Origin of the sequence: Planobispora rosea, assembly GCF_014648175.1 — a bacterium.
In the GTDB taxonomy this organism is placed as follows: domain Bacteria; phylum Actinomycetota; class Actinomycetes; order Streptosporangiales; family Streptosporangiaceae; genus Planobispora; species Planobispora rosea.
This window is the reverse complement of record NZ_BMQP01000005.1, coordinates 17,251-40,811: the sequence shown is the minus strand read 5'-3', so window position 1 is coordinate 40,811 and position 23,561 is coordinate 17,251. Positions and strand designations below refer to the sequence as shown.

Annotated in this window: 21 protein-coding genes; 7 read left to right on the top strand and 14 right to left on the bottom strand. The window is 73.5% G+C overall.

All coding sequences use genetic code 11. From position 1 onward, the window contains the following. Position 1 precedes the first annotated feature (1 nt). The 5 genes from IEZ08_RS06365 to IEZ08_RS06345 all read left to right on the top strand — a co-directional run bounded on the left by IEZ08_RS06365 (position 2) and on the right by IEZ08_RS06345 (position 5,745). Complete coding sequence (locus IEZ08_RS06365; protein WP_189241831.1) at positions 2 to 808, top strand: CbtA family protein; 807 nt, start codon at positions 2 to 4, stop codon at positions 806 to 808. Beyond that, positions 805 to 1,419 carry a histidine phosphatase family protein gene (locus tag IEZ08_RS06360; RefSeq protein ID WP_189241830.1) on the top strand — a complete coding sequence of 205 codons (615 nt, stop codon included), beginning with the start codon at positions 805 to 807 and terminating at the stop codon, positions 1,417 to 1,419. The genes IEZ08_RS06365 and IEZ08_RS06360 overlap by 4 nt, the downstream gene beginning before the upstream one ends. Before the next feature lie 76 nt (positions 1,420 to 1,495). After that, a complete protein-coding gene (locus IEZ08_RS06355) occupies positions 1,496 to 3,622 on the top strand; it encodes a magnesium chelatase subunit D family protein (protein ID WP_189241895.1) in 2,127 nt (708 codons plus the stop codon). Between the two features lie 90 nt (positions 3,623 to 3,712). Then, entirely contained in the window at positions 3,713 to 4,315 is a 603-nt protein-coding gene (gene cobO / locus IEZ08_RS06350; RefSeq protein WP_189241829.1) for a cob(I)yrinic acid a,c-diamide adenosyltransferase, read from the top strand. After that, entirely contained in the window at positions 4,309 to 5,745 is a 1,437-nt protein-coding gene (locus tag IEZ08_RS06345) for a cobyrinic acid a,c-diamide synthase CobB (protein ID WP_189241828.1), read from the top strand. Before cobO ends, IEZ08_RS06345 begins: the two co-directional genes overlap by 7 nt. 10 nt (positions 5,746 to 5,755) lie before the next feature. Here the strand turns inward: IEZ08_RS06345 and IEZ08_RS06340 are convergent, their stop codons facing one another. The 7 genes from IEZ08_RS06340 to IEZ08_RS06310 form a co-directional block, all read right to left on the bottom strand. Further along, on the bottom strand, positions 5,756 to 6,154 hold the full coding sequence (locus tag IEZ08_RS06340) for a hypothetical protein (RefSeq protein WP_176728530.1): 399 nt from the start codon (positions 6,152 to 6,154) through the stop codon (positions 5,756 to 5,758). Beyond that, positions 6,151 to 6,351 carry a hypothetical protein gene (locus tag IEZ08_RS06335; protein ID WP_141704094.1) on the bottom strand — a complete coding sequence of 67 codons (201 nt, stop codon included), beginning with the start codon at positions 6,349 to 6,351 and terminating at the stop codon, positions 6,151 to 6,153. The genes IEZ08_RS06340 and IEZ08_RS06335 overlap by 4 nt, the downstream gene beginning before the upstream one ends. Continuing rightward, entirely contained in the window at positions 6,348 to 6,971 is a 624-nt protein-coding gene (locus IEZ08_RS06330) for a PadR family transcriptional regulator (RefSeq protein WP_068923997.1), read from the bottom strand. The genes IEZ08_RS06335 and IEZ08_RS06330 overlap by 4 nt, the downstream gene beginning before the upstream one ends. Positions 6,972 to 7,056: 85 nt before the next feature. Then, on the bottom strand, positions 7,057 to 9,801 hold the full coding sequence (locus IEZ08_RS06325; RefSeq protein WP_189241827.1) for a putative bifunctional diguanylate cyclase/phosphodiesterase: 2,745 nt from the start codon (positions 9,799 to 9,801) through the stop codon (positions 7,057 to 7,059). Between the two features lie 84 nt (positions 9,802 to 9,885). After that, positions 9,886 to 10,776 (bottom strand): serine/threonine-protein kinase, encoded by an 891-nt coding sequence (locus IEZ08_RS06320; RefSeq protein ID WP_229802954.1) that lies wholly within the window; start codon positions 10,774 to 10,776, stop codon positions 9,886 to 9,888. Positions 10,777 to 10,982: 206 nt separating this feature from the next. Then, positions 10,983 to 11,777, bottom strand: coding sequence for a serine/threonine-protein kinase (locus IEZ08_RS06315; RefSeq protein WP_068923994.1), 795 nt, complete (start codon positions 11,775 to 11,777; stop codon positions 10,983 to 10,985). Positions 11,778 to 11,898: 121 nt separating this feature from the next. Then, entirely contained in the window at positions 11,899 to 12,303 is a 405-nt protein-coding gene (locus tag IEZ08_RS06310) for a hypothetical protein (protein WP_189241826.1), read from the bottom strand. Between the two features lie 208 nt (positions 12,304 to 12,511). Between IEZ08_RS06310 and IEZ08_RS06305 the strand changes: the two genes are divergently transcribed. Beyond that, entirely contained in the window at positions 12,512 to 12,721 is a 210-nt protein-coding gene (locus IEZ08_RS06305; RefSeq protein ID WP_068923992.1) for a ubiquitin-like protein Pup, read from the top strand. 198 nt (positions 12,722 to 12,919) lie between these two features. Here the strand turns inward: IEZ08_RS06305 and IEZ08_RS06300 are convergent, their stop codons facing one another. The 7 genes from IEZ08_RS06300 to IEZ08_RS06270 form a co-directional block, all read right to left on the bottom strand. Beyond that, a complete protein-coding gene (locus IEZ08_RS06300; RefSeq protein WP_189241825.1) occupies positions 12,920 to 15,751 on the bottom strand; it encodes a glycoside hydrolase family 38 N-terminal domain-containing protein in 2,832 nt (943 codons plus the stop codon). Then, on the bottom strand, positions 15,723 to 16,829 hold the full coding sequence (locus tag IEZ08_RS06295) for a Gfo/Idh/MocA family protein (protein WP_229802953.1): 1,107 nt from the start codon (positions 16,827 to 16,829) through the stop codon (positions 15,723 to 15,725). Before IEZ08_RS06295 ends, IEZ08_RS06300 begins: the two co-directional genes overlap by 29 nt. Next, the gene (locus tag IEZ08_RS06290) at positions 16,820 to 18,052 is read right to left on the bottom strand and encodes a CehA/McbA family metallohydrolase (protein WP_189241824.1); all 1,233 of its coding nucleotides are present in this window, start codon (positions 18,050 to 18,052) and stop codon (positions 16,820 to 16,822) included. The genes IEZ08_RS06295 and IEZ08_RS06290 overlap by 10 nt, the downstream gene beginning before the upstream one ends. Before the next feature lie 105 nt (positions 18,053 to 18,157). Beyond that, complete coding sequence (locus IEZ08_RS06285) at positions 18,158 to 19,228, bottom strand: ABC transporter ATP-binding protein (protein ID WP_068923990.1); 1,071 nt, start codon at positions 19,226 to 19,228, stop codon at positions 18,158 to 18,160. Next, on the bottom strand, positions 19,225 to 20,049 hold the full coding sequence (locus IEZ08_RS06280) for a carbohydrate ABC transporter permease (RefSeq protein ID WP_068923989.1): 825 nt from the start codon (positions 20,047 to 20,049) through the stop codon (positions 19,225 to 19,227). The genes IEZ08_RS06285 and IEZ08_RS06280 overlap by 4 nt, the downstream gene beginning before the upstream one ends. Then, on the bottom strand, positions 20,046 to 21,008 hold the full coding sequence (locus IEZ08_RS06275) for a carbohydrate ABC transporter permease (protein ID WP_189241823.1): 963 nt from the start codon (positions 21,006 to 21,008) through the stop codon (positions 20,046 to 20,048). The genes IEZ08_RS06280 and IEZ08_RS06275 overlap by 4 nt, the downstream gene beginning before the upstream one ends. A 129-nt stretch (positions 21,009 to 21,137) precedes the next feature. Next, positions 21,138 to 22,520, bottom strand: a complete 1,383-nt coding sequence (locus tag IEZ08_RS06270) for an extracellular solute-binding protein (protein ID WP_203863276.1) — start codon at positions 22,518 to 22,520, stop codon at positions 21,138 to 21,140. 214 nt (positions 22,521 to 22,734) lie between these two features. Between IEZ08_RS06270 and prcB the strand changes: the two genes are divergently transcribed. Further along, the gene (gene prcB / locus IEZ08_RS06265; RefSeq protein WP_068928875.1) at positions 22,735 to 23,553 is read left to right on the top strand and encodes a proteasome subunit beta; all 819 of its coding nucleotides are present in this window, start codon (positions 22,735 to 22,737) and stop codon (positions 23,551 to 23,553) included. Positions 23,554 to 23,561: the final 8 nt, after the last annotated feature.

Sequence of the window (23,561 nt, the reverse complement as noted above, 5' to 3'; positions counted from 1 at the left end):
CGTGATCACCAGACTCCTGGTCCGGGGCATGCTCGCCGGGCTGCTCGCCGGGCTGCTCGCGGCCGTCTTCGCCTACGCGGTGGGCGAGCCGCAGATCGAGCGGGCCATCGCGCTGGAGGAGGCGGCCGCGGCCGGCCCGGGCGCTCCGGCCGGTGGCGGAGGCCACTCCCACGCCGGTGCGCCCGCGGAGGACCACTCCCACGCCGGCACCTCCGGGGGAGGTCATTCCCACGGTGAGGGCGCCCTCGTCAGCAGGGGCGGGCAGCGCTTCGGCCTCTTCCTGGCCCTGGCCCTGTACGGCGTGGCGCTCGGCGGCCTGTTCGCCCTCGTCTACGCGGCCGTACGCGGCCGGGCCGGACCCCGTTCGGCCCCGGTGCTCGCGGCCGTCCTGGCGGCCACCGCGTTCGCCACCGTCGTCCTGGTCCCCTTCCTGAAATATCCCGCCAACCCGCCCGCCGTCGGCGACCCCGAGACGATCAACCAGCGCACCGTGCTCTACCTGGTGGCCGTGGCCATCGGCATCCTCGCCGCCGCCGCGGGAACCGCGGCCCACCGCCTGGCCGCCGGGTCGGACCCCGCGCTGCGCTGGGCCGCGGCAGGCGCGGCGACGCTGCTGCCCGTGGCCGCCGCCTGGATCTTCCTGCCGGAGATCGCCGAGGTGCCCGCCGGCTTCCCCGCCGACCTGCTGTGGGACTTCCGGATCGCCTCCCTGGGCACCCAGGCCGTGTTCTGGCTCGGCGTCGGCACCCTGTTCGCCCTCGCCGTACGCGAGCGGACCACGGCACCGCCTGCGCCCGCCCCGGCGTGACGGCACCCGGCGGGACCACCCGCCTGCTGCTGGTCTGCCACGCCTCGACCCGGGCGACCGCGCGGGCGGCGTTCCCCGGCGACGAGCCGCTCGACGAGCGCGGCCTGCGCCGGGCCGCCGCCCTGGCGCCGCTCGCGGGGGCGGTGGAAGGGGGCCGGAACCGGGAGGGACAGGCCGGGCCCGGCCGCGTCCGGGTGGTCCGCGCCGCCGAGCGGCGCTGCGCGCAGACCGCCGAGGCGCTCGGTCTGCGGGCCGGGGAGGACCCCGACCCGCTGCTGGCCGACTGCGACTACGGCCGCTGGCGCGGCATGACGCTCGCCGAGGTCGAGGCCGCCGAGCCGGAGGCGCTCGCCGCCTGGCTCACCGACCCCGCGGCCGCGCCCCACGGCGGGGAGACGATCCTCGGCCTCATCGGCAGGGTGGCCGGCTGGCTGGCCGGTACGGCGCCGGGCAGGACCGTCGCGGTCACCCACCCCGCGGTCATCCGCGCCGCCGTCGTCCACGCCCTGGCCGCCCCCGCCCGATCCTTCTGGCGTGTCGACGTCGCGCCGCTGGCCCGCGTCACGCTCACCGGGCGCGACGGCCGGTGGCGGCTCGGCTACCCCGAATGACGAACCCCAAGGAGAACCGACGGTGCCCGACACCTCCGCACAGACCCCGGCGGAGATCCCCGCGATTCCGGCGGGGATCCCGGAAGCGACCCCCGGAGCGCCCCCGGCGGCACGGGAGGCGCGCTATCCCTTCACCGCGGTCGTCGGGCTCGCCGACCTCAAGCTCGCCCTGATCCTCAACGCGGTCTCCCCGCGCGTCGGCGGCGTGCTCGTCCGGGGGGAGAAGGGCACCGCCAAGTCCACGATCGTGCGGGCGCTCGCCGCACTCCTGCCACCCGTCACGACCGTCCCCGGCTGCCGTTTCTCCTGCGACCCGGCCGCGCCCGACCCCGGCTGTCCCGACGGGCCGCACGGCACCGGGACCGGGGGAGCGGGCGACGGCGCAGGGATCGGGATCCCGCGTCCCGCCCGCCTGGTCGAACTGCCGGTCGGAGCATCGGAGGACCGCCTCGCCGGTTCCCTCGACATCGAGCGTGCCCTCACCGAGGGCGTGAAGGCATTCGAACCCGGCCTCCTCGCGGCGGCCCACCGCGGCGTCCTGTACGTCGACGAGGTCAACCTCCTCCACGACCACCTCGTCGACCTGCTCCTGGACGCGGCCGCGCTCGGTACCTGCTACGTCGAGCGCGAAGGCGTCTCGGTACGGCACGCCGCCCGGTTCCTCCTGGTGGGCACCATGAATCCCGAGGAGGGGGAGCTGCGCCCGCAGCTCCTCGACCGGTTCGGTCTCACCGTCGAGGTCAGGGCCTCCCGGGAGCCGGGCGAACGGGCCGAGGTGGTCCGGCGCCGCCTGGCCTTCGAGACCGACCCGGCCGCCTTCGCCGCGGCCTGGGCGGACCGGGAGGCGGAGCTGGCCGTCCGGATCGCCCAGGCGCGGGCCCGCGTCGCCGACGTGGTCCTGCCGGACTCCGCGCTGCGGCGGATCGCCACGGTCTGCGCGGGGTTCGACGTGGACGGCCTCCGCGCCGACCTGGTGACCGCGAACGCCGCCATCGCCCACGCGGCCTGGCGGGGCCGGACCGAGGTCGCCGCCGAGGACGTCCGCGAGGCCGCCCGGCTCGCCCTCCCGCACCGCCGCCGCCGCGACCCCTTCGACGCCCCCGGCCTGGACGAGGCGATGCTCGACGCCCTCCTCGCCCAGGTCCCCGACGACCCGGAGGGTGACGGCCCCGAGGACGACCCCGAGGACGGCGGCCCCGGCGGCTCCGGTGGGTCTCCCGGCGGCTCCCGTGGTGACGGTCCCGGGGACGGCGGCCCCGACGGCTCCGGCGGCGACGCTCCCGGCGACGGCACAGGTTCCTCCGGTGATCCACACGACCCCGCATCCGGCGGGCCCGGCCGTCCGCCCGCCGGGCACGCGGCGGATCCGGGGCCGGAGGCCGAGGGCGGGCACGGTGAGCGGGTCGCGCCGCCCGGCCCGCTCCGTCCGGCCCGGGTGTTCACCGTCCCCGGGATCGGCGCCGGAGCCCCCGGTCGCCGCTCCCGGGCCAGGACCCCGCTCGGCCGCACCACCGGGGCCCGCGTCCCCGGCGGGCGTCCCGCCTCCGTGCACCTGACCGCCACCGTCCTCGCCGCGGCGCCGTACCAGCGGGAGCGCGGCAGGAGCGGCCCCGGGCTGCTGCTGCGCCGCGAGGACCTGCGCGAGGCCGTCCGGGAGGGCCGCGAGGGCAACCTGGTGCTCCTCGTCGTCGACGCCAGCGGGTCCATGGCGGCCCGCAAGCGCATGAGCGCGGTCAAGGCGGCCGTGCTGAGCCTCCTGCTCGACGCCTACCAGCGTCGTGACAAGGTCGGCCTCATCACCTTCCGCGGCTCCCGCGCCGACCTCGTGCTGCCGCCCACCTCCTCCGTCGAGGCGGGCGCCGCCCGGTTGCGCGAGTTGCCCACCGGCGGGCGCACCCCGCTGGCCGCCGGGCTACTGCGCGCCGCCGAGGTGCTCCGGGTGGAGCGGCTTCGCGACCCGGCCCGCCGGCCGCTGCTGGTGCTGGTCACCGACGGCCGGGTCACCTCCGGCACCGTCGAGGAGTCGCGCCGCGCCGCGACGCTGCTGGCCGGGGTGACAAGTGTGGTCGTGGACTGCGAGAGCGGCCACGTCCGCCTCGGCCTCGCCGCCTCCCTCGCCCACCGGATGGGCGCCGAGACCGTGCGCCTGGACGACCTCACGGACCTCGCCGGGATGATCCGGCAGCGGCGGACCGCCGCGTGACCGTACGACGTGAGCAAGCATGAGCAGACGCGGACAGAAGCAGACAGAAGCAGGCAGGCGCGACAGGCGTGAGCAGACGAAAGGCGTGACATGCCCCAGGGAAAACCGGTCACCGTACCCGATGACGGCCTGACCACCCGGCAGCGCCGCACCCGGCCGCTGGTGATGGTCCACACCGGGCCCGGCAAGGGGAAGTCCACCGCGGCCTTCGGCCTGGCCATGCGCGCCTGGAACCAGGGCTGGCCGATCGGGGTGTTCCAGTTCGTCAAGTCCGCCAAGTGGCGGGTCGGCGAGGAACGCGCGCTACGGGTCCTCGGCGCGTCGGGTGAGGGCGGGCCGGTCTCCTGGCACAAGATGGGGGAGGGCTGGTCCTGGATCCAGCGTCCCGGCAGCGAGGACGACCACGCCGCCGACGCCCGGGAGGGCTGGGAGCAGATCAAGCGCGACCTGGCGGCCGAGACCTACCGCCTGTACGTGCTGGACGAGTTCACCTACCCGGTGAAGTGGGGCTGGATCGACGTCGAGGACGTGGTCGCGGCCCTGACGGCGCGCCCGGGCAACCAGCACGTCGTCATCACCGGCCGCGACGCGCACCCGCGCCTGGTCGAGACCGCCGACCTCGTCACCGAGATGGGCAAGGTGAAGCACCCCATGGACGTCGGGCAGAAGGGCCAGAAGGGCATCGAATGGTGATCGGGCACGTGCCGAGGGTGGTGATCGCCGCGCCCGCGTCGGGTACGGGGAAGACCACGGTCGCGACCGGCCTCATGGCCGCGCTGACCCGTCGCGGGCTCGCCGTCTCCCCGCACAAGGTCGGGCCCGACTACATCGACCCCGGGTACCACGCCCTGGCCACCGGCCGCCCTGGACGCAACCTCGACCCCTGGCTGACCGGGGAGGACCTCGTCGCGCCGCTGTTCCTGCACGGGGCGGCCGGGGCGGACATCGCCGTCGTCGAAGGGGTGATGGGCCTGTACGACGGGGCGGGCTCCGGGGAGTTCGCCTCCACCGCGCACGTGGCCCGCCTGCTGGAGGCCCCGGTCGTCCTGGTCGTCGACGCGGCCAGGCAGAGCCGCTCGGTGGCGGCCCTGGTCCACGGCTTCGCCTCCTACGACACCCGGCTCAGGTTCGGCGGGGTGATCCTCAACCGGGTCGGCTCCGAGCGGCACGAGAACCTGCTGCGCGAGGTCCTCGCCGAGAGCGGCGTCCCCGTCCTGGGCGCGATCCGCCGCAGCGACGCCGTCGCCACGCCCTCCCGCCACCTCGGCCTGGTCCCCGCCGCCGAGCGCCGCGCCCCGGCGGGCGAGGCGATGGAGGCCGCCGAGGCGCTCGTCGCCGCCTCCTGCGACCTGGAGGCGATCGTACGGCTGGCGCGCACGGCCCCGCCCCTGACCGTCCACCCGTGGGATCCCGCCTCCGCCATCGACTCCACCGCCGGTGTGCCGGATCTCGCGGCCGTGCTCGGGCCCGCGCCGGACGCCGTACCCGCCGCCGTACCCGCCGACGTGCGCGGCGCCGGGCCGGACGGGGTCACGGTCGCCGTCGCCGCCGGGCGGGCCTTCACCTTCGGCTACGCCGAGCAGGCCGAGCTGCTGTCCGCGGCCGGGGCCGAGATCGTCACCTTCGACCCGCTCACCGACGAGACCCTGCCCGCGGGAACCCGGGGGATCGTCATCGGCGGCGGCTTCCCCGAGGTCTACGCGGCCGACCTGGCCGCGAACGAGCCGCTGCGCAAGGAGATCGCCGCGTTCGCCGGGCCGATCGCGGCCGAGTGCGCCGGACTGCTCTACCTGGCGCGCTCCCTGGACGGCCTGCCGATGTGCGGGGTCGTCGCGGCCGAGGCGGAGATGACCGGCACGCTCACCCTCGGCTATCGCGACGCGGTGGCCGTCCGCGACTCCGTCCTCACCGGGAGCGGGGAACGGTACCGCGGGCACGAGTTCCACCGCACCGCCGTCCGCCCCGCGCCCGACCGGCCGCTGTTCCGCTGGCGCGGCGGGGCCGACGGGTTCGCCGACGGCCGGGTCACCGCCTCCTACCTGCACCTGCACTGGGCGGGTGCCCCGCACCTGGCCGCCCGGTTCGCCCGGGCGTGCCGGCGCGGGGCCGTACCCTCCCGCTGATCCGGAGCCCCTACACCAGACGGGTCGGACATCCCAGACGGTCTCCCAGCCGGGTGAGACTCTCGGCGAACCCCTTCCGCGTGTTGCCGGCGAAACCGATGAAGAAGCGGTTGGCCGGCGCCACAGCCCACCGCATCCGCTGCGCGACGTCGAAGACCCGATGGATGAGCAGCGCGCCCTCGGGGTGCGGCTCGACGCTCCACTCGCCCCGGTACCACCATCCGCCCTGGAAGGAGATGGCGCGGTCGGACACCTCCACGGCGGAGGTGTGTCCGGGGAGGTCCTCGACGGTGAACCGGCCGGTGCGCCTGCCGTCGGGCAGCAGCACGGCGGCCAGTCCGTCGAAGACCTCGGCGGCGGGGGCCCCGACGACCCCGGCGACCTCGGTGATCAGCTTCTTCCCGCTCACCGTGCCACCCCGGTGTCCTGGAAGAAGTCGTAGCCCCGGCCCGCGGGTGGGGCGAGGGTCTCGGTGTTCACGGACATGGCGCGATTCCTCTCGGTCGCGGCGCCTATCCTGGAGACCGCGAGTCCAGACAGGGCGGGCGCCTTGTTCGGATGTCCGGCTGCCGGGGTGTTGGCGCACCCCGGCAGCCGCTTTCTCATGGTTCGCCGGGCGCCCGCGGCGGCTCGTCGAGCACCTGTGACAGCAGGTCCCGCCGGACGGTGCCGGGCCAGTTGAGCTCCCCCGATTCCAGGCGGGCGATGAGGCTCCGGACCCAGGCGAGCTCGGCCTCGTTCAGCGTGCGCTCGTAGTCGACCTCGATCATCAAGATGTCGGGCAGGCCGCTGTCCTTCATGACGCTCAGGTGGGCGTCCGTCCCGGCCAGCAGCCCTTCGAGCGCCGCCGCCCGCAGGCGCAGGGCGCGCAGCGCCTCGGACGCCGGCAGGGTGCCGATGAGGGAGACGGCGGCGGTGAACGTGCGGCGGTCGGGGGCGGGGGTCTGGAGGAGACTGCGGAGCCTGGTCGACAGCTCCCTGCGGCCCTCGTCGGTGATCTCGTAGACCGTGCGCTCCGGCCGGCGGCCCTCCCTGCCGCTCTCGACCGGGACGATCAGCTCCTCGCCCGCCAGCCTCTCGACCGCGTGGTAGAGGCTCCTGGGCAGCCCCGTCACATAGTCCTTGTGCGTGTCGACGATGAAGCGATGGATCTCGTACGGATGGCCGGCGCGCACCGAGAGCACGGCCAGCACGGTCAGCCCGACCAGGTCTGGACGTCGCGCCATAGTGCCTCCTCCTATATTGCATTTTGCACTATAGCAGGTTTCCTGGCCTCCTCGCCGGAGAACGCCGCCCCCGGCCCCGCCGCGCTCAGCTGGCCAGGGCGGGCGGGTCCCACGAGTCGGACTCCTGCCCCCGCTCCACGCGCGCGGAGAGACGGGACCCGACGTCCTCGGGGGAGAGCGGCCGGGCGAAATGGAAGCCCTGGGCCAGCCGGTAGCCCAGCTGGTACAGCCGCCTGGCCTGGGCCGCGGTCTCCACGCCCTCGGCCACCGCCCGCAGCCGCAGGGCCTGGGCGATGTGCGCCAGCGAGGTGGCGATCGCCGCCTGCTCGATCGTGCCGGTCACCCCGTCGACGAACGACTTGTCCACCTTCAGCACGTCCACCGGGCAGGTCCGCAGCAGGCCGAGCGAGGAGTGCCCGGTGCCGAAGTCGTCGAGGGCGACGCTGACACCGAGGTCGCGCAGGGCGTGCACCGCCTCCAGCGCGGGCCCGCCGTCGAACACGGCGGTCTCGGTGATCTCCACCAGCAGGTCCTCCGGGCGCAGGCCGGTCTCGCGCAGCACGTCCGCGACGGTCTGCGCGAACCCCGGCTCCCGCAACTGCCGGGCCGAGACGTTCACCCCCACCCGGGAGGGCGCGGCGTCGCCGTAGGTCCGCTGCCAGGCGGCCATCTGCCGGCACGCCTCGCGCAGCACCCAGGCGCCGAGCTGGACGATCGTCCCGTTGCGCTCCGCGACCGGGACGAACTCCGCCGGGGGGACCAGCCCGCGCTCCGGGTGCCGCCAGCGCACCAGCGCCTCCACCGCCGACACCTCACCGGCCGGCAGGGTGACCACCGGCTGGTACATCAGGAACAGCTCGCCCGATCCCACGGCCCGCCGCAGTTCGGCCCCGAGCTGGGCGTACTCGATCGCCCGGAGGTCCATATCCGCCGTGTAGCGGACGCAGCGGCTCCTGCCCTGCTCCTTGGCGGCGTACATGGCCACGTCCGCGCGGCGCAGCAGCTCGCTGGCGCCCATCCCCGGCTCGCCGTCCACCAGGCCGACGCTGGCCTGCACGAGCAGGTCGTGACCTTCCACGTTGACGGGGGTGCCGAGCGTCGTGATGATCTGTCCGGCGATCCGGTCCGCCTCCTCCGGGGAGACGCCCCGCAGCAGCACGGCGAACTCGTCCCCGCCCAGCCGGGCGACCGAGTCACCCGGCCGGATGCACTCCCGCAGCCGGCCGGCCACGGCCACCAGGACGGCGTCGCCCATCGCGTGCCCGAGCCGGTCGTTGATCGTCTTGAAGTCGTCCAGGTCGATCAGCGCCAGCGCGACGCCGCTCCCGGCGTCCAGGGCGCCCGACGCCTCCTCGGTGAACAGGGTCCGGTTGGCCAGCAGGGTCAGCGCGTCGTGGGTGGCCTGGTGGGCCAGCTCGTCCTGGAAACGCCTGGTCTCGGTGATGTCGCGGGTGTTGCTCACGATGCCGCGGATGGTGGGGTCGTCCAGCCGGTTCGTGCTCACGACCTCGGCCCAGCGCCAGTTGCCGTCCGCGTGGCGCATGCGGACCTGACAGGTGGCGGTGGCGCCGGAACGCTCCCGGAGGCGATGGCTCATCTCCACGAGGGCCTCCTGGTCGTCCGGATGGACGAAGTCCCGCACCGGGCGGCCCAGCCACTGGTGGACGGAGATGCCGAGAATGGCCTCGACGCTCGGGCTGATGTAGACGTAGTTCCCGTCCACGTCGTTGATCGTGATGACGTCGGAGGAGTTCTGCACCAGCGACCGGAACCGCTGCTCGTGCCGGCTCATCTCCAGCATGCTCGCGTCCAGCCGGGCCAGCAGGTTGGCGTTGTCGTAGAAGGCCATGACCTGACGGACCACGACCAGCGCGGTCAGGGCGATCGCGCCGGCCACGACCACGCGGATCCCCGGGCTCGCCGATCGGGTCGAGACCAGCAGCAGGACGTCCGTCACCGCGATCGCGGCGTACGGCAGCAGGCTGAACGGCCGCTGGGGCCGGGAGCGCGGCATCGGGTCCGTCGCGGCCCGCCGCTGCAGCTCGGCCGCGGCGACGGCGAGGAACGCCGCGACCGGGACGCTGACCTGCCCGGCGTGCAGGTAGGGCTTGGACTGCACCAGCGGCATGAGGGCGCCGCCAAGCGCGCCCACGAGGCCCGCCATCCCCAGGACCGACAGGGACCGGAAGTCCAGCGGGCCGGTCCCGGCCAGCGCCAGCTTGACCGCGGCGAGCACCGTGACGAAAGCCAGCGTGATGACCGTCAGGGCCCACCAGTCCGAACCCGTGACAGCGGCCAGCTGCGGCGCGCTCTGCATCGTGAAGTAACTGGTGAGCAGTCCCGCGGCCAGCAGGACGACACCCGAGTCGAGCCCCATCGTCAGACGCGCCTTGCGTGAACGCGCCGCCCCGGGCAGCCGCAGCAGCGCCCAGAGCGCGACCAGGATGCCGCAGAGATACAGGGCGATGGTCAGCGGCCCGGTGTTCTGGGTCGGCGCGTCCGGCCCGGCCAGCGCGTCGTGGGCGTTACTGAGCAGAGCGGCCGAGATGAGGCCCAGGGCGATGCCCAGCCGCCGCCAGAACGAGCGCGCGGGCGCGGCCAGGGCGGCGGTCCGCGCCACCCGCCCGGACGCCAGGGCGGCCAGGGCGAAGGAGATCGGGAGCGGAAGCCAGCCCACGAACGGCGGGGCCAGGGGGCGCGGGAAGTTGAGGGCGAACCACCCGACGGAGAACACCGCGAGCACCCCGAGCACGGCCGGCAGCGGCTCTCTCAGGACGCGGACGAGGGAGGCGCGTGGCAGCATGGCGCGCTCTCGCTGACCGATTCTCATGCCGTTACTTCCCCTGTGACGCGGATTCTTCCTCGGACGCCACATCGGCATGAGGGAACCGGTCTTGAGGGATTATCCGGTGATCTACATCGTAAAGGGGCCCGGCGGCAACCGCGTCACCGGCAGCCGGGACGGGCCCACCACCATCCCCTCCGTCCGGAGCACCTGCGACAACAGTCGCGCGGCCTGATCGGCGGTGACGCGCTCGGCCGGATCGCGCCGCAGCAACCCCTCCAGCACCGGGCGGAGCGTCCCGGCCCTCACCGGCGGGGCCGGTTCCCCGGCCGCGGCCCTCTCCAGCGCCGACAGCGCGCCCGACTCCGGATAGGGCGCCGAACCCTCGACCGCGAAGTACAGGCTCGCCCCGAACGACCACAGGTCCGCCGCCGGGCTCGCGGGCATGCCCCGCAGCCGCTCCGGCGCGACATACGCCGCGGAACAATTGATCGGAACCGTCGTCGACACGCCCGGGTCCCCGTTCAGTGCGGCGATGCCGAAATCGGTCAGCACCACCCGCTCACCGGTCAGCAGGATGTTCCCCGGATTGATGTCCCGGTGCAGGACCCCCGCCTCATGCGCGTGACGCAGCCCCGCGAGCAACTGGAACCCGATCCACGCCGTCCAGCGGACCGGCAGGTGCCCGAGATGCCCGACCGTCTCCCGCAGGGTGAGCGCCTCCAGCATCTCCATCACGATCCACAGCCGCCCCCGGTCCTCCAGCAGGTCGTGCACCGAGATCACCGCCGGATGACTCAGCCGCCCCGCCGACCGGGCCTCACGCAACGCGCGCCGCCGCGCGTGACCGAGGTCGGCGCCGCCTCCCCGGAACGGCGGCTGGACCTCTTTGATCGAGACGTCCCTGCGCAGCCGCAGATCGTGCGCCCGCCACATGATGCCCGCGCCGTCCCTTCCCAGCGGGGACATCAGCCGGTAACGGCCCCCGAGTAATCGCTGCTTTCCCGGTTCCTTTCCCATGAACCACCCGCCGCCATAGCGATCAGATCATCGGCGATTCATGTTTTCACCTGGAACGGTGCACCAAGGGGCGATATCACGGAACGCGCATAACAATTCAGTCGCATATATATCGGCCACATGTGTCTCAACGGCATATGTGAACAGAAGAACGTTTCAGCCTTCCGGGCGCCGGCGCGGGGCGCGGATGAACCACCCGGAAGGGCTCAGGCGGCGCTGTGCCGCCGCAGGTTCACAAGCATCTGGTAGGCCTGCTCCGAACCGAGGCGGGACATCGGATCCTTGCGCAGCAGGCCGCGCAGCAGCGGCTCCAGGGCGCCCGCCCGGCGCGGCGCGCGCGGAGGCTCCCGCAGCGCCTCTATCAGCGCCGCTATGGAGTTCACCGTCCGGAACGGGGTCCGGCCCTCCACCGCCATGTACAGCGTCGCCCCGAACGACCACATGTCCGCCTCGCGCGTCCCGCCCCGCCCCTGCAACGCCTCCGGCGCGATGAACGCTGGGGTTCCGCGCATCGACGTCGTCGCCGCGCCCTCGAACGCCGCGAAACCGAAATCGGCCAGCACCACCCGGTCTCCGGTCAGCATGATGTTGGCCGGTTTGATGTCCCGGTGCACCACCCCGCCGTCATGCGCGTGCCGCAACGCCTCCAGCAGCCGCCGGCCCAGCTTCGCCACCAGCTCCACCGGGAGCGGGCCCGCCTGCACGACCGTGTCGTGCAGCGTCAGCGCCTCCAGGAACTCCATGACGATCCACAGACGCTCCGGCTCCTCGACCAGGTTGTGCACCGTCACGATGCCCCGGTGGCTGAGCCGGGCCGCCATCCGGGCCTCGCGCACCACCTTCCGCCGCCGGTGGGAGGCGTCGGGACCGGGCGGCAGCGCGATCTCCTTGAGCGCCACGTCCCGCTCCAGCAGCTGGTCATGGGCCCGCCACACGACGCCTGTCGCGCCCTTGCCCACGGGAGCGAGGAGTTGGTACCGATCGGCGACGATGCTGCTCATCCGGGCATGATCTCAGCAATCGGCGCCGAAGGCCTACTCGGGCCGTCCGGGAGCGGGGAAACCGACCGAAAGAGTATGAATCTACTTTGTAAAGGAGGCGGGTGAACGCCCCCGGAAACCCTCAGACGAGGCCGATGCCGAGCAGCAGGGTCCCGGCTGCCAGGGACACCCCGCCCAGCGGGACCAGCCAGATCAGCTTGTTCGGCTCGGTGTCCGAGGGGCGCACGACCGACAGGAAGAACCCGAGCGGCATCAGGATCGGCGCCGCCACGATCAGGGTGCGGGCCAGGCCCCTGATCCCGTCGGACAGGTCGGCCTGGTCGATGTAGAGCAGCGCGACGAGGGCGAAGAGCACCAGAACGCCCGCGTGGGCGTGCCCGGCCCGCCACAGGCCCCGCCGGACGGGGTTGTCGAGGTATCCGGGCAGGTTCCGCATGATGTGCGTCAGGAGCGACACCCCGCCGAAGGCGACGGCGGGCACGGTGATCAGGAGCACTCCGGCGGTGCTCAGGGATGACGGGGACATGGCGCCTCCAAGTTGGATAGTGGTGCTAGCCAATTATTGGATAGTGGGACTATCGAGTCAAGGCGCGATTTGCCTCTCAGGCGGAGGGGGAGGTTGTCTGGCGGCAGGGTCCGAGGCGGCTGACGATCGTGGGGGTGATCCGCGCGAAATGTCTGTCACTTCGGGGAAGATATGAACTACAGACGTCCCCCAGGCGGAGGTGCCACATATGGCAAGCAAGGACACCGGCGGGCAGAAGCAGACCGGCCGGACCGACCGCGAGGTCGACGAGGTCGCGGTCGAGGAGTCCACCGACGTTCAGGAGCGCCACGAGAAGCTCACGGATGACGTGGACGCGATTCTGGACGAAATCGACGAGGTCCTCGAAGAAAACGCGGAGGAGTTCGTGAGGTCATACGTCCAGAAGGGCGGAGAGTAGGCCGAAGTCATCCGGGAGCCGGGTGCGGTTCCTGAAAGACGCACGTTCTCCCCGCGTCGCGGGGAGAACACGGCGCATGCCCGGTCCGTCCGATTCGGCACGCGGATGATCGATACGGCCGTCCGCCCCTGAGGGAACGCCTGGGGAGAGATCACCGACGTGGCGGCGGAGGTCCGTACGGTGGTCGCGGTCCCGGGGTCAGGGGACCAGGTGGACGGTCGCGATCTCGAAGGGGCGCAGCGGCAGCCGTACGGCACCGCCGGTGACCTCCAGCGGTTCGCCCGCCGCGCCGAGGATGCCGGCGCGGCGGGCGGCGCTGAAGGGGCCGCGGACGACGGCCTCGGTGGCGGTGAGGCACTCGGCGACGATCCGGATCTCCAGGGCGCCGTCGCGTTCGCGCAGGGCGGTGAGGAGCACGCCGGGGCCGTCGATCTCCAGCGGGGCGTCCGGGGACGCTTCCAGGGGAGCGCTCACGAGCGCGGGGGGTGCACCGGGGGCGGCCGCGCCGGGGGAGGCGCTGTCCGAGCCGGGGACGGCCAGCAGCTCGTGACGGTACTCCTCGGCCAGGCGCGGCAGACCGGCCTCGTCCCAGGTGCCGTCGTGCAGGAGGACGGCGAAGCGCATGGCGGCCGGGCCGGGGCACTGGGCGTCCGGGGTGGGCAGCTGGGGGCCGGCGGGTTCGTCGCGGTAGGCGTTGCGGTTCCTGGACAGGTGGCCGACGGAGCGGAGCAGGGTGAGGGCGAGTTCCCCGCCGGTCAGCTCGTACTCGGTGACCTGGTCGAGGAGGACGGCGAGCCCCCCGGCGGACACGAAGCCCTCGGCGGGGTAGGTCGGCAGGGGTTCCTCGCCGCAGCCGCCCTCGGCGGTCAGGCCGCGCCGTACGACCGCGAGCTGTCCTTCGGCGAAGGACTCCGCGGCGGCCCGGGGGAGGGGTGCGTGCCAGCGGACGCGGTGGTCGCGGGTGCGGTTGTCGAAGGAGGTCTCCAGCCGCAGGTACGGTTCGCCCGCGCGGAGTTCGGCGCGGGTGGTGACGGCGACGGTCTCGGTGGTGGAGGCGCGGCCGTCCCCGGAGGACTCGACGGGCCAGTCGTAGGTGCGGCGGATCTCCAGCACGGAGACCAGGGGACCCGCGTACACGCTCTCGACCTCGACGGAGGACGGGGCGTCGGCGAGGAGGTCGTGGCGGGGCGGCGCGTGGTTGTAGGTGTCCCCGGCGTCGCCGCCGTCGACGATGCGGCCGACCCCGTGGGCCTCGGCTCCGGCGGAGCGGAGGGAGAGGGTCCCGTCGCGGGCGACGGTGACCCGGAGCAGGCCGTTGTCGAGGACGGCGTCCCCGCCGGCCGGAGCGGCGCCCCCGGAGTCACCTGAGCCACCGGAGTCCCCGGCGGGGGCTCCGGTGGCGGACCAGGGGGCGGAGGCGAGCACGGTACGGCCGAGCGGGGGGACGGTGACCCGGGCCGCGACGGTGACGACGGGCTCCGCGAGGGTCCGCACGAGCCACGGGCCGGGCCGGGCCGTGGCGGCCTCCAGGACGGCGCGGCGCAGGTCGGCGTAGTCGTATCCGGTGGTGGCGTGGCGGCCGACCACGATGGTGAAGGTCCCGGGGGCGCCCGGGGCCGTGCCGCCGGAGGCGCTCCAGGAGATGATCTGGAGACCGAACAGCTCACGTTCGTGCACGCGGCCGAGGAGACGGGTGAGATCGTCCATGGCGGTCTCGTCGAGGAGGGTGGGGGCCAGTTCGAGCCGCTGCAGCGGCACCGGCGCGCCGCCGGGGGCGAGCAGGCGGGCGCGGCTCTCGGGGAGGTCGGCGAGGACGAGGGCGGTCCGGGCGAAGGGGGAGGGGTTGACCACGACGATGCGGTCGCGGGGGACCCGCGCGGCGAGTGACGCGCCGACCATGTCGACGACGGCCTGGCCGATCTGCCCGGCCTCGGCGATGCGGGCGGCGACCTGCTGGGCGGTGTCGTCGGCGCCGCAGCCGGTGATGGAGTCGTGGCCGCTGCAGGCGATCAGGCGGCGCCAGGCCAGGTCGAGGAGCTTGGCGGCGGCGGTGTCGCCGGGCAGCCAGCGGGCGGCCAGGGGTTCGGCGTAGCGGGTGATGACGCGCTCGGCGTGGGCCATGGCGCGTTTGGCGGGGACGCGGGCCGAGATGACGCCCGGCAGGATGTTGGCGCGGGCGTGGGAGCGCAGCTCGCCGGAGACGGCGGGCAGGCCGGCGGTGGAGGGGTCCTGGGCGGTGACGTACTCGCCGAGGGTGGCCAGGCGCAGCCCGGCGGCGGTGATGTCGGCGGCCGGGGCGCTGTGGTCGGCGCCGTACATGGCCAGCAGGGGACCGTCGGGGCGCCAGGGGCGCAGGGTCTCGGTGAAGGCGGTGATCCGGTCGGGCAGGGCCTCGGCCGGGCCGCTGAACAGGGCGACGGCGTTGCCGTACCCGCCGGGGAGGTACTGGGTGCGGATGACGGTGCCGTCGGCGCCGGTCCAGGCGAAGGCGTCCCGGTCGACGGAGGCGGGTACGCCGCGCCACAGGCAGGCGTGCTCGAACCCGGCCTGGCGGAGGATCTGCGGCATCTGGGCGCAGTGGCCGAACTGGTCGGGCAGGTAGCCCACGCGCATCGCGCCGCCGAGGGCGTCGGCGCCGCGGGTGCCGTACTCCAGGTTGCGGATGAGGGTCTCGCCGGAGCACAGGAACTCGTCGGCGAGGATGAGCCACGGGCCCGCGGCCAGGCGGCCCTCGGCGACCAGGGCGGTGATCAGGGGGAGCCGTTCGGGGCGGATCTCCAGATAGTCCTCCAGGGCCGCGAGCTGGCCGTCCATGGTGAAGCGGTAGCCGGGGTCGGCGGCCATGGTGTCGAGGACCTCGTCGAGCATGCGGACCAGGCCGAGCCGGAAGCGCTGGAAGGGCAGGTACCACTCGCGGTCCCAGTGGGTGTGCGGGACGACGACGATGTCCGGCGCGGACGGCGCGGACGGCGCGGACGGTGTGGGGGCGGGCGTCGCGGGGTCAGGCGTCGTGCGACTGGTGTGCGTCATTGGCTTCGCCTCCGATGGCGTCTCCGGCGGCCGCTGCGATGATCCGCTGCGCCGTCACGATATCGGCGACGGCGCCCGCGAGCCCGGTGAGCGGGGGCGTGTCCTCGGTGACCAGGGCGTGGAAGGCCTCCAGCTGGAGCTCGAACGCCTCGGTCACGTCGCGGTGCGCGGCCCGCACCTCGGTGGTGCCGGAGAGGGATGTGGCGGTCAGGACGGTGGGTGCGTTCATCAGGTAGGGGGAGGGGAAGACGAGCTCCAGGGAGCCGTCCTCGTGGTGGACGGTGACGGTCTCGCGGTAGGCCGGGTGGCCGGGCAGGTAGTGCCAGCGCAGGCCGTACCGGCCGTGCTCCAGCGCGCCGGCGACCTCGACGGAGGGCCCGTCCCAGACGGCGGCGTGCTCGACGGTGGCGGGCGGGCCGCTGAAGGTCCGCATGAGGGCCAGGTCGTGGCAGAGGCTGCCGAGCACGACGTTCGCGTAGAGGGACCGCCAGGCCGCGGGGGCGGCGGGACCGAGGGCGGTGTCCAGGGCCCGCTCGTCGGCGTCCAGCCAGGGCTCCAGGGCCTGCGGGGAGGGCCTGGAGGGGGGGACGCGGGCGAAGGCGAGCTGGGCCTCGCCGGCGGGGTGCAGGACCGTGACGTCGAGGTGCCGGATGGCGTGCCCGCCGAGGAGGGCGGCGGCGCGCCGGACGGCCGGGTCGTACTGCTTCATGTAGCCGACCATGAGGCGGTCCTCGTTCTGCAGGGCGCTCACCTCGGCGCGGCTGTAGGCGAGGGGCTTCTCGCACAGGACGGCGTACCCGGCGGCGAGCGCGGCGGAGACGATCTCGCCGTGGGTCCCGGCGGTGAGCACGATGAGGGCGTCGAAGCCGCCGTGACCGAGCATGGCGTACGGATCGGAGAAGGGGCGGGCGCCGGTGCGCCGGGCGGCCAGACCGGCCCGCCCGGGGTCGAGGTCGCAGACGGCGGTGACGCGGAACAGCTCCGGCCGCCTGGCCAGCAGCGGCAGGTACATCACCTGCGCGGCCACGCCGAGCCCGGCGACCGCGACGTCCACCGGACCGGCCGGGGTCAGCTGCACAGGGCCATCACCTCGTTGCGGAAGGTCTCCAGCCGGTGGGGGCCCGGCCGGGCGGGCAGGACGACCCGGTCGCCGACGATCACCCGGCGGGTGTCGGGACCCCACAGGACGAGGCCGTCGGCGTCCAGGACGATGAAGTCGTCGCCGTGGCGGAGCAGGAGCGGCCCGCCGGGCGAGGCCGAGACGGCGGTGGCGCCGGCGCGCAGCCCGTCGAGGGCCGCGCCGGGAGCGTCACCGCCGAGGATCCAGGTGGTCGGCTCGCCGGGCGGGTGCCCCTCCTCGGGCCGGTGGTAGTCGCTGCCGCCGATCATGATGGGGGCGGCGGTCCACGCCTGGGTCCAGGCCAGCGGGGCGCCCCAGGAACGGTCCAGCCAGCTCCAGTGCCAGGCCTCGACGACCGGGGACCGCACGTCCGTGCCGGGCGGGGGATGACGCCAGGCGCAGTCGGCGGCGACGGGATGGTTGATCGACATCACTCCGTCCCTCTCCCGTACGGCGGCCGCCCACACGCCGGGCGGCTCGCGGAAGTCGATCCAGCCGAGGTCGCCGAAGGCGTTGGCGTGGCCGAGGTCGGTGGTGATCTCCTGGCCGGGCAGGAGGGTGATGGCGGCGTACGCGGCGGCGGCGGGCAGCTCGGCGTGGTGGCTGACGGTGTTGTGGTCGGTGACGGCCAGGAAGTCCAGGCCCCGGTCGGCGGCCAGGCAGGCCAGCTCGGCGACGGTCAGGGAGCCGTCGGAGTGCACGGTGTGCGTGTGCAGGTCCCCGGCGAGCCAGCGCAGGCCCCCGAGGACGGGCAGGCCGCGCCGGGCCGCGGCGGGCTCGCGGGGCGGCGGGGGCGGGGGGCGCAGGCCGCGCCGGAGCGGCGGGGGAACGGCCGGCGGGGAGACGTGCGGGATGATCCGCAGCCGGTACGGCAGGCCGCCGGGCGGGACCCGGTGCAGGCCGAGCAGGACGTGCCAGACGCCGGGCTCGGGCTCGCCGGACAGATAGCCGGGGGTGGCCCAGGCCGGGGCGATCGTGTACTCGGAGCGGGCCCCGCCGGACCAGCCGCGGAACCCCCGCGGGCCGAGGCAGCCCAGGTCGAGCACGCCCGCCGAGCGGTCGTAGGCGAGGCGGACGGTGAAGGCGCGGGCGCCGGCGGGCAGCTCGAACGGGACGCCGCGGACCGGGGCGGCGACGCGGTCGGCGACGGTCCAGTGACCGGTACGGCGCATCGCTCTCATACCGCTGTCCTCATAGCCGCTGTCCTCATGCCGCTGCCCTCATGCCGTGCTCCCGTCCGGGGCCCTCGCGCCCGCACCGGTGTCCCTGTCCGCGGACCGTGGTCTTCATGCCGGATGGACCAGCCGGTCGCCGTGGTAGACCAGGGCGCGGTCCGGGCGGGGAACGGCCCAGGCGGCGGCGCCGACCGGGGGATCCTCCCCCTCGGGGACGACGACCTGGACGAGCCGGTCGCCGTCCTCCCCGCCGCCCTCCAGGGTGACCAGGGTGGAGGTGCCGAGGTTCTCCAGGACGGCGACGGTGCCGGGGAAGGCGTCGTCGCGGGGGACGGCCGACAGGTCGGCGTACTCGGGGCGGACGCCGTACACGATCTCCTCGCCGTCGGGCAGCCCGGGCGGGGCGGGCAGGACGGCCCCGGCGACGTGCAGGGCGCCGCCGGCGACCTCGCCGGGCAGGAGGTTCATCGGGGTGGAGCCGATGAAGGAGGCGACGAAGGTGGTGGCGGGCCGGCGGAAGATCTCGGCGGGGGTGCCGACCTGGGTGATCCGCCCGGCGTCCATGACGGCGATGCGGTGGGCGAGGGCCAGGGCCTCCCCCTGGTCGTGGGTGACGAAGACGGTGGTGACGCCGAGTTCGTCCTGCAGGCGCTTGAGGAAGGTGCGGGCCTCCAGGCGCAGCCGGGCGTCGAGGTTGGACAGGGGCTCGTCGAAGAGGAAGACCTTGGGGTGGCAGGCGATGGCGCGGGCGAGGGCGACGCGCTGCTGCTGTCCCCCGGACAGCTGCCCCGGGCGGCGGCCGAGCAGCTCCGACAGGCTCAGCCGGCCGGCGACCTCGGCGGCCCTGGCCTCGCGGCGGGCGCGCGGCACCTTCTGGATGCGCAGCGGGTAGGCGATGTTGGCGGTGACGTCCATGTGCGGGAAGAGGGCGTAGTCCTGGAAGACCATGGCGACGTCGCGGCGGCCGGGCGGAAGCGCGGTGACGTCGGCGCCGCCGATGGAGACGGTGCCGGAGGTCGGCGTCTCCAGCCCGGCGATGCTGCGCAGCAGCGTGGTCTTGCCGCAGCCGGAAGGGCCGAGCAGGGCGAAGAACTCGCCCTCGCCGATGTCCAGGTCGAGGGAGTCCAGGGCGCGGACCCCGCCGGGGAACACCTTGGTCAGGCCGTGCAGGGAGATCGTCACTGCTTGATTCCTCCGTGGAAGCGGAAGCCGTACCGGCCGCTGACGAACAGGTACATCAGGACCACGGGCAGCGAGTAGAGCAGTGAGAAGGTGGAGATGAGATCGAGATTGGGCTGCCCGCCCTCGGTGTAGAGGGTGTAGAGGATCACCGCGCTGGGGGCCTTGGCCGGGTCGCGCAGCAGGATGTACTGCATGAGGAAGCCGCCCCAGACGCTGGCCACGGCCCAGACCGCGATGGTGGCAAGGCCGGGCCGGACCACGGGGACCACGATGTGCCACAGGATCTGCAGCGGCGAGGCGCCGAACACCCGGGCGGACTCCTCGTAGGAGGTCGGGGTGGCGTCCATGAAGTCCTTCAGGATGAAGATCGCGGCGGGGAGCAGGCCGCCGGAGACGACGAGGATGACGCCGAGGTGGGTGTCGATCAGATCGAGGCGGGTGGCCAGCTCGAAGATCGGCACCATGGCGGCGGTGCCGGTGACGACGGAGGAGAGCAGGAGCAGCACGTACAGCAGGGCGTCGCGGCCCGGCACCCGGACGCGGGACAGGGCGTAGGCGGCCAGCGCGGCCAGGACGACGACGATCGCCGCCGCGCCGCCGGCCTGGATGACGGAGTTGCCGATGGAGCCGAGCGCGTAGGGGTTGTCGAGGATGGCGCGGAAGTTGGCGAGGGTGAACTCGGGGACGGAGACGGTGATGGAGGGGGCGGCGTCGAAGGGGGCCGAGGCCAGCCAGAGCATCGGCAGCGCGAAGAACGCGCCGACGACGGCGAGGAAGGCCGCCGAGGCGATCCGGCCGAGGACGTGGCGGACGGCGCTCATCCGGCGGTCCCCCGGATCGCGGGGCCGGCCCCGGAGACGGCCCCGCCGCCGTCGCCGTGATCGCGGCCACGATCACGGTCGCGGGTGCGGTCGCGGGTGCGGAGCAGGCGCAGGTAGGCGAGGGCGAAGACGAGGTTGATCAGCAGGATGAGGAAGGAGACGGCGGCGCCGAAGCCGAGCTGCCCGCCGCGCAGGGCGGTGGTGTAGACGTAGAACGGCAGGATCTCCGAGCGGCCCTCGGGCCCGCCCGCGGTGATCAGGAACGGGGTGAAGTCGTTGAAGGTCCACAGGCTGATCAGCAGCATGTTGGTCAGGACGTGGCCCTTGATCCGGGGCAGGACCACGTCGCGCAGCTGCTGGAGGGCCGAGGCCCCGGCCAGGCGGGCGGTCTCCAGGTGGGACGGGGGGACGGTCTCCAGCGCGGCGGCGTAGAGCATCATCGAGAACGCGGTGCCGCGCCACGTGTTGAACACGATGATCGACAACATCGGGTGGTCGAGCAGCCAGGCGGCGCCGGGGGTGCCCAGCAGGGCGTTGAGGGTTCCGCCGTCGCGGTCCAGGAGCGCGATCCACAGGAACGCCACGACCGAGCTCGGCAGGATCCACGACAGCAGCACCAGCCCTTCGATGATGCGCCGTACCGGCCCGCGCCGGTCGCGCAGCGTCCAGGCGAGCGCGAAGCCCAGAACGGCCTGACCGATCACGGCCGAGCCGAGCACGTACTGCACGCTCAGCCAGAGCGAGGTGCGGAACCGGTCGTCGCCGATCGCCGCGGTGTAGTTGTCGGCCCCGACCACCTGGGGATCGGCCGCGGCCAGCCCGGTCAGACGGTAGTCGGTGAGCCCCAGATAGATCGTCCACAGCGCGGGGAAGACCAGGAACACCCCGATGAGCACCAGCGCCGGCAGCACGAACCCGACCGCTCGCCGCCTCCCGAGCCCCGCCGCATCAGTGTTCATGGCGACGCTGCGCGTCGCGGCTCGGGGGCCGGTAACCGGCGCCTTCCCTCGTCACTCATCCGCTCGTTCCTCGCTCCTTCGCTCCTTCGCTCCAGGGCACCGGCGCCCCCTCGCGGTTGCCCCGCCCGGTCAGTTGGAGACGTTGCCGGGGCCGCCGACGATTCCCTCCACCTTGGCGCGGTAGGCGTTCGCCGCCTCCTCGGGGGGCGTGCCGGAGACGACGGCGGCGGTGGCCTCCTGCAGGGCGGCGGAGACCTGCGGGTAGACGGCCAGGCCCGGGCGGTAGGAGGTGATCGGCAGGATCTCCTTGGCGATGAACGTCAGCATCGGGTCGCCTGCGAGGACCTCGTCGTTGACGTCGGTGCGGGAGGTGACGCGGGCCGCCCCGGCGAGCTCGGCCTTGATCGCCTCGGCCGAGTGCATGAACGCCATCAGCTCCCACGCCTGCCTCGGGTTCTGGGAGAAGGGGTTCAGCACCCGTACGGCCCCGCCGGACATGCTGACGAAGTCCTGGCCGCGGACGCCCGCGCCGGGCTCCCTGGCCGGGATCTTGGCGTAGCCGACGACCTCGTCCCGGTCGGCCATCGGCGCCACACCCGCCTGCGGTTCGACGACGGACCGCCAGAAGTAGTCGCCCTCGGCCAGGATGCCGATCTTCCCGTCGGCGAACTCGGCGAAGGACTTGTCACGCCCCTTGGCCTCCTGCTGCAGCCTGGGGTCGCCCAGGCCGCCGCCGTAGATCTGCCGGTAGAACCCGAGCACGTCCTTGATCCCCTGGGAGGCGCCGGTCCACTTGCCGTCGGCGTAGATCTCGGTGCCGGTCCCGGCCAGCAGCGGCAGAGCGCCCTGCATCGTGGTCGCCTCGCCCATCGCGGTGCCAGCGTTGATCTGGATCGGGGTGACGCCGGGCAGTTTCCTCAGCGCCGTGCCCGCGTCGATGATCTCCTGCCAGCTGGTCGGCTGCCACGGGTCGGGCAGGCCGGCCCTGGCGAACAGCTCCTTGTTGTAGAACAGGACCCGGCCGTCGGTGCCCTGCGGCAGGCCGTACTTCTTGCCGTCGAAGATGCCCAGCCCCTGTACGGCCTGCGGGATCTGCGCCCAGCCCTCCCAGGCGTCCACCTGCGGCCCGCCCACCTCGGAGAGCGGTTTGACGTATCCGGCCTGGGCGAACTCGCCCACCCAGATCCCGTCGAGGTCGATCACGTCGGCGCCGGTCCTCGACTTCAGGTCCAGCGCGATCTTCGTCTTGTACTGCTCGTCGTCGACGCCGTTGGGCTGGAACAGCACCCGCACGTCGCGCCCGGCGGCCTTCTGCGCGGCCTCGAACCGGGGGATCACCCACTGCCTGATCCAGTCGGCGCTGGCCGAGTTCTTGCCGCCGGGGATCGCGTTGGCGGTGATGGTCAGCGTGACGGAGCCCTCCCCCTCGGGGGTGTCGGATCCGCAGGACGCCAGGGCCAGCAGCGCCGCCGCGAGGGCTGCGATCAGCGCGGGGCGGGGGGAGAGTCTCACGGCGACCTCCTCGGGAGGCGGCGGCATGTCACGACAACTCGACAATTACACGGGCGTACTCGTGCGTAAAGATTGAGGGCGCCCACCGGGAGTGGTTCGCGTTGAGCTGATCGAGGGAAGTGCATGCACCACGGCAAGGTGAGTAGGGTCGGACCGTAAAGGAAGCACCTTTGGAGGGAGTCGCGTGGCATCGCACAGGGACCTGCCCGCCGGCATGGTGAACCATCTCTTCACGAACACCGGAAACTCCTCGTTCACCGAGTTCGTCGGGTCCTACGCGCCGGAGTTGCTGCCCGGCCGTAACGACACCCTGGCGACCCCGGTCGGCGACCGGATTCCGCACGCCACCACGATCGTCGCGGCGACCTGCGCCGGGGGTGTGGTGATGGCGGGTGACCGCCGTGCGACCTCCGGCAACATCATCTCCCAGCGGGACATAGAGAAGGTCTTCCGCACCGACGACTACTCGTGCATGGGCATCGCCGGCGCGGCGAGCACCGGCATCGAGATGGCCCGCCTCTACCGGGTCGAGCTGGAGCACTACGAGAAGATGGAGGGCCGCACGCTCTCCGTGGCGGGCAAGGCCAACCGGCTCGCCACGATGATCCGCGGCAACCTCGCGATGGCGATGCAGGGGCTGGTGGTGGTGCCGCTGTTCGCGGCCTACGACCCGGAGATCGACGGTGGCCGGATCTTCGGCTACGACGTCGGCGGCGGCCCCTACGAGCAGTACCAGCACCACGCGATCGGCTCCGGTTCGATCTTCGCGCGCGGCGCGCTGAAGAAGCTCTACCGCGAGGGAGCCTCGCCCGAGGACACCGTCCTGACGCTCATCCAGGCCCTCTACGACGCGGCCGACGACGACTCGGCCACCGGTGGTCCCGACGTGACCCGCCAGATCTGGCCGGTGGTCGCGGTGATCACCGCCGACGGGTTCCGCCGCCTGTCGGACGAGGAGGTCGCCCAGTACGTGCGCACGACGGTGGACGGCCGGATGAACAACCCCGACGGCCCCGTCGCCCCGCTGCGCTAACACGAGAG